The sequence below is a fragment of the Paraplanobispora takensis genome (assembly GCF_016863195.1).
GTDB classification, from domain to species: domain Bacteria; phylum Actinomycetota; class Actinomycetes; order Streptosporangiales; family Streptosporangiaceae; genus Planobispora; species Planobispora takensis.
The window spans coordinates 45,871-60,214 of the sequence record NZ_BOOK01000047.1; the positions used below are offsets into that span (position 1 = coordinate 45,871).

Genomic DNA, 14,344 nt, shown 5'->3' on the forward strand with positions numbered 1-14,344 from the left:
AGGAGGCGGTCCGTGCCGTACGCGGAACAGGAGAAGGCGCTGGTGGCGTTGCTCGACAGCGTCACGGGCGTCGTCAACACGGCCGACAGCCTTGAGCCCGCGGCGCGGGCGGTGATGGCGGCGGTGTGCGAGCTGACCGGCTGGCCGCTGGGCCACCTGTGCGTGCCCGACGACTCGGGTGAGGGATTCGTCTCCTCGGGGGCGTGGGTGGGGGCCGTCGAACGGTTCACGACGCTGCGGGAGGTGACGGCCCGCACCCGTTTCACCTCCGGCAGGGGGATCGTCGGCAAGGCCGTCGCCACCGGAGAACCGGTGTGGTCGCACGACGTCGCCCACGACCCGCTGTTCATTCGCGCCAAAGAGGAACCCGACCTCGGGGTGGGGGCGGCACTCGCGTTCCCGATCGTGGCCGCCCACGGCGTGGTGGCCGTGCTGGAGTTCTTCCGTCCCGAGCCCGCGCCCCCCGACACGCCGCTGCTGCGGGTGGTGGCCAACCTCGGCCACCAGCTCGGCCGGGTGGTCGACCGGGAGCGGAGCAGGCGGGCGCTGGAGGCCGGCCGCCGGCGGCTGGAGGAGATGGTCGAGACGTCGGTGGAGGCGTTCGTGGCGATGGACGCCTCCGGACGCATCATCGGGTGGAACGCCGCGGCCGAGCGGATGTTCTCCCTGCCGCGGGAGCAGGCGCTGGGGCGGCCGCTGGCCGAGACGATCATCCCGCCCGCCTACCGTGAGAGTCACCGCGAGGGCCTCGGGCGCTTCCTGACCACCGGCCGGGCGCGCATCCTCGGCCAGCGGATCGAGGTCCCCGCCCACCGGCCCGACGGCAGCGAGTTCCCGGTCCAGCTGGCGATCTGGGCCTTCCAGGACGAGGGCCAGTGGGTGTTCAACGCCTTCCTGAACGACATCACCGAATACCGCCGCGCCCAGGAGGTGCTGCGCGCGGCCTACGAGCGGGAGCTGGCCACCGTGACCCGGCTGAAGGAGCTCGACGAGGCCAAGAGCGGTTTCATCGCCACCGTCTCCCACGAGCTCCGCACCCCGCTGACCACCCTCGTCGGCTATCTGGAAGTGCTCATCGACGGCGACGCCGGGCCGGTGAACGACCGGCAGGACCGGATGCTGCAGGCCATGAACCACAACGCCATACGGCTGCAGCACCTGGTCGAGGACCTCCTGGCCGTCAACACCGCCGACGCCGGGCTCCTGACCGTCAACCCCGTCCTGGTCATGGCGGAAGACGTCCTCGAGACGGCGCTGGAGGGCATGGCGAAGATCTCCCGCACCCGCGACCGCCCCATCGAGGTCGACATCGACGAGAGCATGGGCCCCATCGAGGCCGACCCCGTCCAGCTCTCCCGCGCCCTGCGGGCCCTGCTGTCCAACGCGGTCAAGTTCTCCGCGCCCGGCGGCCCGGTCACCGTCCGCGTGTCCTCCGCCGGCGACACGGTGTCGATCGCGGTCACCGACACCGGGATCGGGATCCCCGCCGACGAGCTGCCCCACGTCTTCGACCGCTTCTACCGCACGCGCCTGGCCGCCGACCACGCCGTCCAGGGCATCGGCATCGGCCTGACCATCGCCAAGGACATCGTCGAGGCCCACGGCGGCACCCTCACCGCGGTCAGCTCCCCGGACCACGGCTCCACCTTCACCATCACCCTCCCCCTCTCCGGGCCGGTCCTTCCGAAGAAGCCCGGAAACAGTCACGACCCGAGCACATAAGCCGGCCTCCACGGGGCAGCGGGGCGGTGCGGGGGCTCCACTGTCGAGTGAGGGGAGTGTCCGTTCGTGACGAGCGACGACCGCGTCCCGCCCGGGCCGGGACACCGCCTGCCCGCCCGCCGCGCGGCGATCACGGGACACGCGGCCCTGCTTCTCACCGGAGTCCTCCTATCGGGCGCCTGCGGTTCGCAGGAGTCCGCCGGCTCCCGGGTCACCCTGGAGTTCTTCCAGTTCAAGCCCGAGGCGATCGAGACCTTCGACAGGATCATCGCGGACTTCGAGGCCGCCCACCCCGGCATCGACGTGGTCCAGAACCACTCGCCGACCGCCGAGAGCGCCATCAGGGCCCGGCTGGTCAAGGACGACGTCCCCGACGTCATCAGCCTCAACGGCAACGGCGTCTTCGGGGAGCTCGCCTCCGCCGGCGTCTTCCACGACTTCTCCGCCGCCCCCGCCGCCAAGAGCGTGAACCCGCCCATCCAGCGCATCCTCGACGACCTCGGCGTGCACCGGCCGGGCGAGATCAACGGCCTGCCGTTCGCCTCCAACGTCAGCGGCGTCATCTACAACAAGGACCTCTTCCGGCGGCACGGGGTGGAGCCGCCCGCCACCTGGACGGAACTGGTCGCCGCGGCGAAGAGGTTCCAGGCGGCCGGGGTCACCCCGTTCTATCTCACTCTGAAGGACTCCTGGACGGCCCTGCCCGCCTTCAACGCCCTGGCGGCGAACCTCGCCCCGCAGGACTTCTTCGACGCGCGCGAGGCCGGGCGCACGAGCTTCGCCTCGGCCTATCCGCAGGTCGTCGGCAAGCTGAGCGAGCTGTTCGGGTACGGGCAGCGCGACAGGTTCTCCCGCGACTACGACGACGGCAACCAGGCCTTCGCCCAGGGCAAGGCGGCCATGTATCTGCAGGGCAGCTTCGCCATCCCGGCCATCGACCAGTTCGAGCCGGACTTCGAGATCGGCACCTTCGCCCTGCCCGCCACCGACGACGCCTCGGCCACCCGCCTGGTGTCCGGCGTCGACGTGGCCCTGACCATGCCCCGCGAGCCCGAACACCCGAAGGAGGCGATGGCCTTCATCGACTATCTCATGCGTCCCGAGGTGACCAGGGCCTACGCCGACGAGCAGCGGGCCGTACCGCCGACCGAGGACGCCGCCTCGCAGGACCCCGTGCTGGCCGGGCTCATGCCGTACTTCTCGCAGGGCCGGCTGACCGGATACGCCGACCACCACATCCCGCTGACCATCCAGCTCGACGCACACGTGCAGCAGTTCCTGATCGACGGCGACCGGGAGCGGCTGCTGCGCACCCTCGACGACGAGTGGGACAAGGTCGCCGCCCGCCGATCCTGACGCAGCCGCCCGCCGATCCAGACACGAGGGAATCCCCATGACGACAGCCGCCCCGCCCGGCAGGCGGACCCGCAAACCGGTCGGCCGCACGTTCTACTGGATGGTCATCCCGGCGCTCGTCCTGTTCGTGCTCTTCCACACGGTCCCGGTCCTGCAGGGCTTCTACTACAGCCTCACCGACTATCCGGGGTACGGGAGCCACGAGTTCATCGGCTTGCAGAACTACGCGAACCTCTTCAAGGACGACAGGATCCTGGACGCCTACCTGTTCACCTTCCAGTTCGCGATCGTCGCCACCATCCTGACCAACGTCATCGCACTGGCCATCCCCATGGGGCTGAACGCGAAGATCCGTTTCCGCACGACGCTGCGCGGGATCTTCTTCATCCCCAACGTGCTGGCCATCCTCATCGTCGGCTACATCTTCAACTATCTGTTCTCCAACTCGCTGCCCGTCGTCGCCGAAGCGCTCGGCATCGAGGCGCTGAGCACGAACATCCTGGTCAACCCCGACCTCGCCTGGCTCGGCATCGTCATCGTCGCCACCTGGCAGGCCGTGGCCTTCAACATCATCATCTATCTCGCCGGCCTGCAGACCATCCCGGGCGACGTGGTCGAGGCCGCCACCATCGACGGCGCGGGCCGGTGGCGGCAGTTCGCGTCGATCACCTTCCCGCTGATCGCACCGTTCTTCACGATCAACATGGTGCTGTCGCTGAAGAACTTCCTGCAGGTCTTCGACCACATCATCGCCCTCACCAACGGCGGCCCCGGCACGGCGACCACGTCGGTCTCCGTGCTGATCTACACCGGCGGCCTGGAAGGCGGCGAGTACGCCTACCAGACGGCCAACGCCATCGTGTACTTCCTCGTCATCGTCGCGGTCTCCGTCTTCCAGATGCGCCTGCTGCAGCGTCGTGAAATGAGCGCCTGATGTCCATCCGATCCGCCGCTCCCGCCACCGGCACCGGTACCGCGCCGGCCGGTCCGGCCGAGGCGCCCCCGCGCTCCCCCTCCCGGCCCCGCCGCCGGCCGCGCGTCAACTGGTGGCTCACCGCCCTGCTCGCGGCCTGCTCGCTGACCGTGCTCGTCCCGCTGTACTTCACCGTCGTCACCGCGCTGAAGAAACCCGCCGAGCTCGCCGGAGCGGGCTTCGACCTGCCGCAGGACCCCCAGTGGGGCAACTTCGCCGAGGCCTGGCGCCTGACCGGCTATCCCCAGGCGGCGCTGAACAGCGCCCTGATCACCGTCGGGGCCGTCCTGCTGACGTTGCTGACGAACTCGATGGTGGCCTACGCCATCGCCCGCAACATGGACCGACGGCTGTTCAAAGGCCTGTACTTCTTCTTCGTCTCGGCGCTGTTCATCCCGTTCCCGATCATCATGCTGCCGGTCATCAAGCAGACCTCGATGCTGGGCCTGGACAACCAGGCCGGGCTGATCTTCCTCTACGTCGTGTACGGCCTGGCCTTCAACATCTTCCTGTACGTCGGGTACATCAAGTCGATCCCCCGGGCGCTGGAGGAGGCCGCCCGCACGGACGGGGCGGGCACGTGGACGGTGTTCTGGAAGGTGATCTTCCCGCTGCTCACCCCCATGAACGCCACGGTGGGCATCCTCACCTTCCTGTGGGCCTGGAACGACTTCCTGCTGCCCCTGGTGATCCTGTCCAGCCCCTCGGCGCGAACCCTTCCCCTGGCGCAGTACGTCTTCCAGAACCAGTTCAGCTCCGACTACACCACCGCCTTCGCCTCCTACCTCATGGCGCTGGCCCCGGTCCTGCTCGTCTATCTCTTCGCCCAGCGCTGGATCATCTCCGGCGTCCTGCGGGGAGCCGTCAAGTGACCCGGGCGATCACCGGGCCGACATATTCATCTGCACAGGGCCGAACACCTGGAAGCCGCCCCTCAACCGAATGAAGATGGAGACATGCTCCCCCTCGCCCCCCGCCCGGTCGCGGCCGTCAAGACGCTGGAGACCTTGCAGGAGCAGGAACGCTCAGGCGCCGGCCTGTCCCCGGTCGAGACCGACCACGCGGGCGCCCTGAAGGCGGCCCTCACCCGCGCCCGGACCTACGACCGCCTGCCCGCCTCCGACAAGGACAAGGGGCCCGACGACTTCACCGTGTGGGCCGCCTCCGTGCCCGACTTCGTCTCGCCCGAGGCCGAGCACGACATCGACGCCCGTGTCGCCGAGGCCGTCCGCGCCGCCCTGCTGGATCAGCCCGGCCAGTGGTCGAGGTACGAGCTGCCGCCCGAGGCCTGGCGGCTGGCGGACACCTGCGGCAGGATCGAGGCGGCCATCGCGCGCCTGGCGGCACGGCGCGCCTCGCGGGACTTCACGGCCCTGGTCGTGGCCGGCGACGAGGAGGGCTGGACCCTGGCCGAACCGCCCGCCGTCGGCACGCTCGGCACCGGGCGGATCTCCGCCACGACCCGGCGCGCCCCCTCGGGCGAGCCGGTCGTCCTGCTCGACAACGGGATCTTCGCCTTCGCCCGCATGCTGGCCCAGCTCGGCGTCACGGCGATGCACGAGCAGCGGGAGGCGGGCCGTCCCGGCCGCGCGACGGCGGAGCTGGTCTCCGACCTCGTGGCGGCGCAGGTCGTCATGGGCACCTGCGACGGAACGTACGCCCGCCTGATCCCGCCGCCCCGCGCCGCCACGGCACGGGCGGTGCAGGACTCCGTCGTCACGTTCGTCGTCGCCCACGAGTACGCCCACCTCCTCAACGGCGACCTCGACGCCCACCCGCCGGCGGGCCCGCCCGGCGGCGGCCTGCGCGAGCGGGAGTCCGCCGCCGACGGCAAGGCGCTGCGCATCACGCTGTCGGCCGCCGCGACGCCCGGAGCCGACGACGCCCCGGTGCTCGGCCCCGTGCTCTTCCTGGCCGGCCTCGATCTCCTGGGCCGGGCCCGGGCCGCCTACGAGGACCGCGCCGCCGACCGGCTCGCCGACGATCCCCGTCCGGACCCGCGTGAGCGCATGACCGAGATGCTGGCGACGGTCCGCGGCTCGCAGCTCGGCGCCGTGTACGCCGACTCGATCGCGGCGGCGTCGCGGGCCTACGACCTCGTCCTGACCGCCTGGGACACCGTACGGCCCGCCGTACGGGAGGCCGCCGGTGAGCTGGCGCGCCACGCCCGGGCCGGCGCCGGCCCTTCGTATCTGCCCGAGGGCGCCCACCACGTGGCGACGACCACCCTCTGGCGCCACGTCGAGCCCTATCTCGACTGAGGCCGTCCGGGCATGGAGGGCGCCCATCGGGGAACTGGCAGACGCAACCGTTCGGTAGATCGAGTGCCAAGGAGGCGTTCCGTGTCAGCCCGATACGTCGTGAAGAAGACCTCGGCCGGATTCCGTTTCAACCTGGTCGCCGGCAACGGCGAGATCATCGCGACCAGCGAGTCCTACAAGACCAAGGCGGGCGCCCTGAAGGGCATCGAGTCCGTCAAGACCAACGCCGGGGCCCCGGTCGACGACCAGACCGGCGACTGACCCCCGATCGGCTTCCCGGCGGTGCCGGGCTCCGCTCCATCCGTGGTGCCGGAGCCCGGCACCGCCGGTTTCTGCGGGAGAACGCGTGTTCCTCGGGGAGACGCATGCGCGCCCCGTACCCCGCCTGAGGCGTCTGTCACCTCGGGCGCACGGTGAGGCTCTTGTCACCTCAGGGTGAGGAGAGACGGAGAATTCCCTGGTCAGAGCGTTATCGCTCATCTTCCCTCCCGAGCCGGGACGGTCGCCGGACGGGCGCCGGTTTTTCCCGCGCGAACTGGGGACGGAGGGCCGTTCCGGCGCGATCGGCGCCTCACTCGTAGTGATCATCGCAGCCGGAAGACGTTTCGGCTCGCAGGTTTTCATCGCCCCTCCCCGGTTATTGCCATCAACCGAACGAAGCCTGAGAAACGCACCAATGAGGGAGGAAACGCATGATCGCCCACGATCAGATCCGTACGGTCATCGACCAGGACGTTTACGACACCAACGGTGAGAAGATCGGCGAGGTCAAGCACGTCTACCTCGACGAGGCCACCGGACGGCCCGAGTGGCTGTGCATCAAGACCGGCCTGTTCGGCATGCGGGAGACCTTCGTGCCCATCCAGGCCGCCGACGTGGTCGCCGACCACGTGGAGGTCGCCTACGACAAGGAGCTGGTCAAGGACGCCCCCAACGTCGACGTCGACGCCGGTGGCCACCTGTCGGCCGAGGAGGAGCGCGAGCTGTACCGCTACTACGACATCGACTGGGAGACCTCCTGGCAGGAGGCCAACCGGTCCGGTGAGGGCGGGACGGCCGGGTGGGCGCACACCGGCGGTCAGGCCGAGCGCGAGCGGCTGGGCCGCACCGACGACGCGATGACCCGCTCCGAGGAGCAGCTGGAGGTGGGCACCGAGACCCACGAGACGGGCCGCGCGCGGCTGCGCAAGTACGTGGTCACCGAGGAGCAGCAGGTCAGCGTGCCGGTGACCCGTGAGGAGGTGCGCATCGAGCGCGAGCCGATCACCGGCGCCAACCGGGACGCCGCCCTGTCCGGGCCCGAGATCAGCGAGGGTGAGTACGAGGTCACCCTGCACGAGGAGCGGCCGGTGGTGGACAAGCACGCCGTCCCGGTCGAGCGGGTCCGGCTGAACAAGGAGCAGGTCACCGACCAGGAGACCGTCTCCGGCCGGGTCCGCAAGGAGCGCATCGAGATGGAGGGCGACGAGGACGGGCGGCGCTACGGCGACTCCGGCCGCGGCTTCTGACCCCGCACCCGACGAGCGCCTCGCCGCCCCGGTCACCGGGACGGCGAGGCGTTCGCCTTTCCGGGGCATCCGCTTCCCGGGGCGTCTTCCGAGGCGTCGCGTTCCGGGGCGTCCGCCTTCAGCCGCGTACGGCGACGCCTCACAGGCCCGCCCACGCGGTGGTGGCCAGCAGGGCCCGAAGCCGCGCGGCGCGGGTGCGGACCATCTCCAGCAGCCGTTCCCGCTCGGTCCCCGAGTCCGGCGCGCCGATGTCGGAGAGGATCTCGCAGGCGGCGTAGATCACGGTGACGGCGTCGCGCAGCTGCAGGGAGACGGAGCGCCGCCGGTCCTCCTGCCGCTGCAGCCACCACTCGTCCAGGTCGCTCCAGAGCGGGTGCTCCTGCGACCCGGGACCGGCGGGAAGGGCCGCGAACCCGGAGCCCGCCGCGGCCGTGCCGGCGACGGGAGGGGCGCAGACCGCCGGGTCGGCGGTGGCCAGCTCGGCGGCGGCCTGCCGGCACGGGGCGCACCGGCGCTGGATCAGCCCGCTGACGGCGTCGGTCTCGACGGTCTCGGCCCGCCGCAGGCAGCAGGTGCGGTCGGCCAGGTTGACGGTCATGCAGGTGAAGTGATCGGCCAGCCCGAATTCGGGCAGCGTCAGGCCGTGATAGGCCGCGGTCGCGGGCAGGGCGTCCAGGCTGTGGTCGCCCAGCCATTTCCCACCGCGGCACAGCCGGTAGATCTCGCCGCGGTCGGGGTGGCGTCCCAGCCACATGACCCGCCCTCCATGGCGGTCGTGCAGTTCCATGTCGCATCCTTGCGAGCTAGAGGAAGCGGCACAGTTGTGCCTTTGGCCATCTCATCGGCAGCCACGTCGGCGAGTCGCTGATTTCCTGCCAGATCACGGCACACCGCTCACTGCTCGGTCAGTCGCGGAAGGCGCGGCGGTGATCGGTCGGCGTGATCCCGCGGCGGGCCGCGAAGTGGTGCCGCAGGGTGTCCGGGCTGCCGAGACCGGTGCGGGCGGCGACGGCGTCGACGGGCAGGCCGGTGGTCTCCAGCAGCTGCTCGGCCAGGCGCAGGCGCTGGTCCAGCAGCCAGCGGTGCGGCGTGGTGCCGGTGACGTCCTTGAACCGGCGGGCGAAGGTCCGGGGGGACATCAGTGCGCGGGCCGCCAGTGCCTCCACGGTCAGCGGCCGGTCCAGGTGGGCCTGGATCCAGTCGAGCAGCTCGGCCAGGCCGTAGCCGTCCCCGGTCGCGGGGACGGGCGTCTCCACGTACTGGGCCTGGTCCCCGGACCGGTGCGGCGGGACGACCATGCGCCGGGCCAGGGCGTTGGCCGTCGCCGCGCCGAACTCGCGCCGCACGACGTGCAGGCAGGCGTCGATCCCCGCGGAGGCGCCGGCGCTGGTGACGATCGGCCCGTCCTCGACGTACAGAGCGCCGGGGTCGACCCGCACGCGCGGATACCTCTCGGCCAGGCGGGGGGCGACCTGCCAGTGCGTCGCGGCCCGCCGGCCGTCCAGCAGGCCCGCCTCGGCCAGCGCGAACGCGCCCGTGCACACCGAGAGCAGCATCGCGCCCCGCGCGACCGCCGCGCGCAGCGCCTCGGCGACCCCCTCCGGCAGCGGCAGCTCCTCCGCCCAGGCCGGCACGATCACCAGGTCGGCGGTGCGAGTCCGATCGAGGCCGTGCCGTACCTCGATCGCGAAGCCGGAGGTCGTGGGGACCATCCCGGGCCGCGACGCGCAGACCGCGAAGTCGTAGGAGGGCAGCCCGTCCGCGGACCGGTCGAGCCCGAACACCTGGCAGACCAGGCCGAGCTCGAACACGGCCGCCTGCCGGCCGACCACTGCCACCACGTCACGGATCACGGCTTCAGTATGGCAGGAACACCGATATAACCATCATTTCTGCCGCTCCCGGAGCCAGCCCGGTCGCCTCACCACGGCAATCAAACCACCGATCATTTCGCCACAATGGCAGAAATTTCCTGACATATGGCATTCCTGCCACTCCCGGTCCCCGCTCACGCGGACGATCCTGGGGCGCATGACCTCCCACCTGCCCCTCCCCGGTGCCCGCCCGTCCACGGTCGTCGTCCCCGCGCCGGGACCGGGCCCGCATCAGTGGGCCGGCGCGCCCAGCGCGGCCCTCGACACCGACGGCTCTGTCGTCCTCGCCTACCGCGTGCGCGGCGACGGCGACCACAACGTCATCGCCCGCTCCGCGGACGGCGAGCGCTTCACCACGGTCGCCGTCCTCGACCGGGAGCGGTTCGGCGCCTCCATGGTCGAACGCCCGGCCCTGGTCCGCACGGACACCGGCGCCTGGCGCCTGTACGTCTGCTGCGCCACCCCCGGCACGCACCGCTGGTGGATCGGCGCCGTCGAGGCCCCCACGCCGGAGGCGCTGTCCGAGGCCCCGGTCGTCCGGGTCTTCGAGGGCGACGAGAAGACCGCCGTGAAGGACCCCGTCATCCGCCGCGACGGCGACCGCTGGCGGGCCTGGATCTGCTGCCACCATCTGGAGGTCCCCGGCCAGGAGGACCGCATGAGCACCGCCTACGCCACCAGCGCCGACGGCCTCGACTGGACCTGGCACGGCACCGTCCTGTCCGGCCGCCCCGGCGCCTGGGACGCGCGCGGCGCCCGGCTGACCGCCGTCCTGCCCGACGGCCGCGCCTTCTACGACGGCCGCGCCACCCCCGAGGAGAACTGGTTCGAGCGCACCGGCGTGGCCGCCCCCGCCGACGGCGCCCTCGCCGCCGTCCCGGACTCCCCCGTCGTCGACGTCCGCTACGTCGAGGTCCTGCCCCTGCCCGGCGGCGCCCACCGGCTCTACTACGAGGCCCGCCTGCCCGACGAGAGCCACGAGCTGCGCACCGAGCTCCACCCCTGAGGGCGGCGTACGGCCGGGCCGCGCGTGAAGGGCCGTCAGAAGGGCCGGGCCAGCAGGACGAGCGGGACGGCGTCGCCCGGCGTCCAGTCCGGCGGCACGGCGGCCAGCGCGTCGCCCGCGGCCGCCCCGTTGAGGAACGCGGAGCCGCGCTCGGCCAGCACGCGGGCCACGGGGCCGTCCCAGGTGGCCGGGAGCACCCGGGTGCGCCCCACGGCCACCCGGACGTCACCGGCCAGCGGCACCCGCGGCAGGACCGGCAGGCCCCGCCCGGACAGCCCCGCCAGCAGCGGGCCGAGCAGCGTGTGGGCGGCGACCAGGGCGGCGTACGGGTTGCCGGGCAGGCCCACCACCCACGGCCCGCCGTCGAGCCCGGCCAGCAGCTGCGGATGGCCGGGGCGGCACGCCACGGTGTCGACGACCCACCGGGCCGCGCGGCCGTCGAGCAGCGACCGCAGCTGGTCGGTGACGCCGACCGAGGTGGAGCCGGTCACCACGACGACCTCCGCCTCGCCCGCGGCCCCGACGGCGGCCGCCAGCGAGCCCTCGGGCCGGTCGGGCACGTGAAGGACCTCCTGCACCCGCCCGCCCATGCTCTCCACCAGCGACGGCAGCATCGGGCCCAGCGCGTCGCGCACCTGGCCGGGACCGGGCAGCCCGTGGCGGACGAGCTCGTCACCGGTGACCAGGATCCGCACCCGCGGCCGCGGCCGGACCCGCAGCGTGTCATAGCCGCAGGCGGCGGCCAGGCCGAGCAGCGCGGGGCCGGCCCAGCCGCCGGCCGCGGCCAGGCGGGTCCCGGCCGGCGCGTCCTCGCCGGTCAGTCGGATGTGCCGGCCCTTCGAGGGCTGCGGGCCGCTCACCCGGTCGGCGTGCCGTACGGCCAGCTCCACCGGGAGCACGGCGTCGGCTCCGGGCGGCACCGGGGCTCCCGTGGAGATCTCCACCGCCTGTCCCGCCTCCAGCGCCTCGCGGGTCCAGACCGTCCCGGCCCGTACCGCGCCGCACACCTGCCAGGGCCCGGGCCCTGCCACCGCGAACCCGTCCATCGCCGAGGTGTCGAAGGCGGGGGCCGGCGTCCGGGCGGTGATCTCCTCGGCGAGGGTCAGCCCGGCGGCCCGCTCCAGCTCGACCTCGATCGGCGGCACGGGCCGGGCCGCGGCGTGCGCGCGTTCGCGTGCCCGCTGCCATGGCAGGTCGCGGAAGGCCTCGTCCGGTCCGGAATCGCCCACGGCAGTATTGGAGATCATGCCGACACCGTGCCACCCGCCACCCGGTTTCGTCCACGAGCCGCCGCTCCCCGCGCGCCGCCTGGTATTTTCCCGATCATGACGGCTGGACCGATACCGGAGCGCCTGCTCTGGGCCGTGGAGACCCTGCAGGTGGGTCCCGCCGACCGGGTGCTGGAGATCGGGTGCGGTCGCGGCGTCGCGGCCGAGCTGGTCTGCGAGCGGCTGACCGACGGCACGATCATCGCCGTCGACCGCTCGGACAAGGCGATCGACGCCGCGCGGCGGCGCAACGCGGCGAACGTGGCCGCGGGCAGGGCGGTGTTCCGCGTCGCGGCCCTGGAGAGCAGCGACTTCGAGGACGACTCCTTCGAAAAGATCTTCGCCGTCAACGTCAACCTCTTCTGGACGCGCTCCCCGGCCGCGGAGATCGGACTCCTGAGGCGCTGGCTGGCGCCGGGAGGCGGGCTGTACCTGTTCTACGAGCCGCCGGACGCCGGACGGGCCGGGGAGATCGCGGCCAAGGTGGACTCCGCGGTCTCCGCGCACGGTCTGGCCACCACCGTGCTGACCCGCCGCACCTCGGCGCCGGCGCCTCTGGTGTGCGTCATGGCCACCCCATACTGAGGGGACCGGGCCGGATCACCGGCTGACCGCCCTGCCGTACAGCCGGACGGCCAGGGGCGCGAAGACGGCCAGCAGCAGGAGCGACCAGAGCAGCGCCGCCGGGACCGCGTGCTGCAGGGGCCAGGCGTCGGGAGCGGGCATGGCCGCCGAGGTGTTGCCGAAGAGCTCGCGGGCGGCCTGGATGACCACGGAGACCGGGTTCCACTCGGCGACGGTCTGCAACGGCTCCGGCAGGCGGGTGGTGTCGACGTAGGCGTTGGACAGGAAGACCAGCGGCATGGACAGGATGGTGACGATGTTGTTGAAGACCTCGGGCTTGCGCAGGGCCAGCGCGACCGTCGCGTTCACCCATGAGAACGCGTAGGCGAACAGCAGCAGGAGCAGGAAGCCCAGCACGGCCTCATGGGGCGCCGTGTGGATGCGCCAGCCGACGATCAGCCCCATCAGGGCCATCGTGACGATGCTGGTCACGTTCATGACGATGTCGCCGACGGTCTGGCCGACCAGCACCGCCGAGGGGGCCATGGGCAGCGTGCGGAACCGGTCGAAGATGCCTTTCTGCAGATCCTGGGTGAGGGTGTAACCGGTGATCTGCGCGCCCATCACGATCGACTGGACGAAGACCCCCGGGATCAGATACTCCGCGTACGACATGCCCGGCAGCTCGATCATGCTGCCGAAGACGTAGGCGAACAGCAGCACGAACACGATCGGCAGCGTGATCACACCGCCCAGCAGGTCCGGTGCCCGCCTGATCTTCAGTATGTTCCGCTTGGTGATCGTCGCGCCGTCGGCGAACGTCATCTGCAGGGCGTTCATCGGGCCTCCTCCTCGGCGGTGACGAGTTCACCGCTCCGGTGTCCGGTGAGGGTCAGGAACACCTCGTCCAGCGTCGGCCGGCGCAGCCCCGCGTCGCGTACGGTGACCCCCTCGGCGGCCAGGCGGCCCAGGGCCGCGGTGAGCGAGGCCGCGCCGTCGCCGACCGGGACCGTCAGCCGGAGCGCGGCGGCGTCGACGCGCATCTCCCCCGCGGCCAGGGGAGCCAGCGCGCGCCGTACGGCCTCCAGGCCGGCGGCGTCGGTCACGGCCACCTCGACGCGGTCGCCGCCGAGGTCGTCCTTGAGCTCGTCGGCGGTGCCGAGCGCGATCACGCGGCCGTGGTCGACGACCGCGATCGTGTCGGCGAGGCGGTCGGCCTCCTCCAGATACTGCGTGGTGAGCAGCACGGTGGTGCCGCCGGCGACGAGTCCGGCGATGACGTCCCACAGGCTCGCGCGGGCCCGGGGGTCGAGGCCGGTGGTGGGCTCGTCGAGGAACAGCACCGGCGGGTCGGCGACCAGCGCTCCGGCCAGGTCGAGGCGGCGTCGCATGCCGCCCGAGTAGCCCCGCACCGGGCGGTCGGCGGCCCCGGTCAGGTCGAAGCGCTCCAGCAGCTCGCGGGCGCGCCGCCTGCTGCTCCGGGTGCCGAGATGGTAGAGGCGGCCCACCATCTCCAGGTTCTCGGCGCCGGTGAGGTGGTCGTCGACGGCGGCGTACTGGCCGCAGGCGCCGATGTGGGCGCGCAGCCGGGGGGCCTCGGCGACGACGTCGAATCCGGCGACCGTGGCCCGGCCGGCGTCCGGCTTGAGCAGGGTGGTCAGGATCCGCGCGGTCGTGGTCTTGCCTGCTCCGTTGGGGCCGAGCAGGCCGAACACGGTGCCCTCGGGGACGGACAGGTCCATCCCGTCGAGGGCGACCACGTCGCCGTACCTCTTGACCAGCCCTTCGGCTGTGATGGCGGGGGGCATGCGT

General features: G+C 72.1%; 14 protein-coding genes. 9 read left to right on the forward strand and 5 right to left on the reverse strand.

Annotation, left to right across the window (positions count from 1 at the left end):
• Window positions 1–12: 12 nt before the first annotated feature.
• The 7 genes from Pta02_RS30495 to Pta02_RS30525 all read left to right on the forward strand — a co-directional run bounded on the left by Pta02_RS30495 (window position 13) and on the right by Pta02_RS30525 (window position 7,820).
• The gene (locus Pta02_RS30495; RefSeq protein WP_203878433.1) at window positions 13–1,722 is read left to right on the forward strand and encodes an ATP-binding protein; all 1,710 of its coding nucleotides are present in this window, start codon (window positions 13–15) and stop codon (window positions 1,720–1,722) included.
• A gap of 66 nt (window positions 1,723–1,788) precedes the next feature.
• Window positions 1,789–3,078, forward strand: a complete 1,290-nt coding sequence (locus Pta02_RS30500) for an ABC transporter substrate-binding protein (RefSeq protein ID WP_203878434.1) — start codon at window positions 1,789–1,791, stop codon at window positions 3,076–3,078.
• 37 nt (window positions 3,079–3,115) lie between these two features.
• Window positions 3,116–4,012: a carbohydrate ABC transporter permease gene (locus tag Pta02_RS30505; protein ID WP_203878435.1), complete on the forward strand. Its 897-nt coding sequence runs from the start codon at window positions 3,116–3,118 to the stop codon at window positions 4,010–4,012.
• Window positions 4,012–4,923: a carbohydrate ABC transporter permease gene (locus Pta02_RS30510; RefSeq protein WP_203878436.1), complete on the forward strand. Its 912-nt coding sequence runs from the start codon at window positions 4,012–4,014 to the stop codon at window positions 4,921–4,923. The genes Pta02_RS30505 and Pta02_RS30510 overlap by 1 nt, the downstream gene beginning before the upstream one ends.
• An 84-nt stretch (window positions 4,924–5,007) precedes the next feature.
• A complete protein-coding gene (locus Pta02_RS30515) occupies window positions 5,008–6,312 on the forward strand; it encodes a hypothetical protein (RefSeq protein ID WP_203878437.1) in 1,305 nt (434 codons plus the stop codon).
• Window positions 6,313–6,393: 81 nt separating this feature from the next.
• Window positions 6,394–6,573, forward strand: coding sequence for a YegP family protein (locus tag Pta02_RS30520; protein WP_203878438.1), 180 nt, complete (start codon window positions 6,394–6,396; stop codon window positions 6,571–6,573).
• Between the two features lie 431 nt (window positions 6,574–7,004).
• Window positions 7,005–7,820 (forward strand): DUF2382 domain-containing protein, encoded by an 816-nt coding sequence (locus Pta02_RS30525; protein WP_203878439.1) that lies wholly within the window; start codon window positions 7,005–7,007, stop codon window positions 7,818–7,820.
• A gap of 139 nt (window positions 7,821–7,959) precedes the next feature.
• On the opposite strand, the gene Pta02_RS30530 is transcribed toward Pta02_RS30525, so the two are convergent.
• A complete protein-coding gene (locus tag Pta02_RS30530) occupies window positions 7,960–8,607 on the reverse strand; it encodes a hypothetical protein (protein ID WP_203878440.1) in 648 nt (215 codons plus the stop codon).
• A gap of 118 nt (window positions 8,608–8,725) precedes the next feature.
• Window positions 8,726–9,673: a GlxA family transcriptional regulator gene (locus tag Pta02_RS30535; RefSeq protein ID WP_203878441.1), complete on the reverse strand. Its 948-nt coding sequence runs from the start codon at window positions 9,671–9,673 to the stop codon at window positions 8,726–8,728.
• Window positions 9,674–9,851: 178 nt separating this feature from the next.
• On the opposite strand from Pta02_RS30535, the gene Pta02_RS30540 reads away from it, so the two are divergent.
• A complete protein-coding gene (locus Pta02_RS30540) occupies window positions 9,852–10,700 on the forward strand; it encodes a glycoside hydrolase family protein (RefSeq protein WP_203878442.1) in 849 nt (282 codons plus the stop codon).
• A gap of 35 nt (window positions 10,701–10,735) precedes the next feature.
• Here the strand turns inward: Pta02_RS30540 and Pta02_RS30545 are convergent, their stop codons facing one another.
• Complete coding sequence (locus Pta02_RS30545) at window positions 10,736–11,947, reverse strand: molybdopterin molybdotransferase MoeA (protein ID WP_203878443.1); 1,212 nt, start codon at window positions 11,945–11,947, stop codon at window positions 10,736–10,738.
• A 78-nt stretch (window positions 11,948–12,025) separates the two neighbouring features.
• Here Pta02_RS30545 and Pta02_RS30550 point away from each other — a divergent pair, with 78 nt between their 5' ends.
• Window positions 12,026–12,553: a class I SAM-dependent methyltransferase gene (locus Pta02_RS30550; RefSeq protein ID WP_203878444.1), complete on the forward strand. Its 528-nt coding sequence runs from the start codon at window positions 12,026–12,028 to the stop codon at window positions 12,551–12,553.
• 15 nt (window positions 12,554–12,568) lie between these two features.
• On the opposite strand, the gene Pta02_RS30555 is transcribed toward Pta02_RS30550, so the two are convergent.
• Together Pta02_RS30555 and Pta02_RS30560 are read right to left on the reverse strand one after the other, a co-directional pair.
• Window positions 12,569–13,372, reverse strand: coding sequence for an ABC transporter permease (locus Pta02_RS30555; RefSeq protein WP_203878445.1), 804 nt, complete (start codon window positions 13,370–13,372; stop codon window positions 12,569–12,571).
• Window positions 13,369–14,340, reverse strand: a complete 972-nt coding sequence (locus Pta02_RS30560; protein WP_203878446.1) for an ATP-binding cassette domain-containing protein — start codon at window positions 14,338–14,340, stop codon at window positions 13,369–13,371. The genes Pta02_RS30555 and Pta02_RS30560 overlap by 4 nt, the downstream gene beginning before the upstream one ends.
• Between the last annotated feature and the right edge of the window lie 4 nt (window positions 14,341–14,344).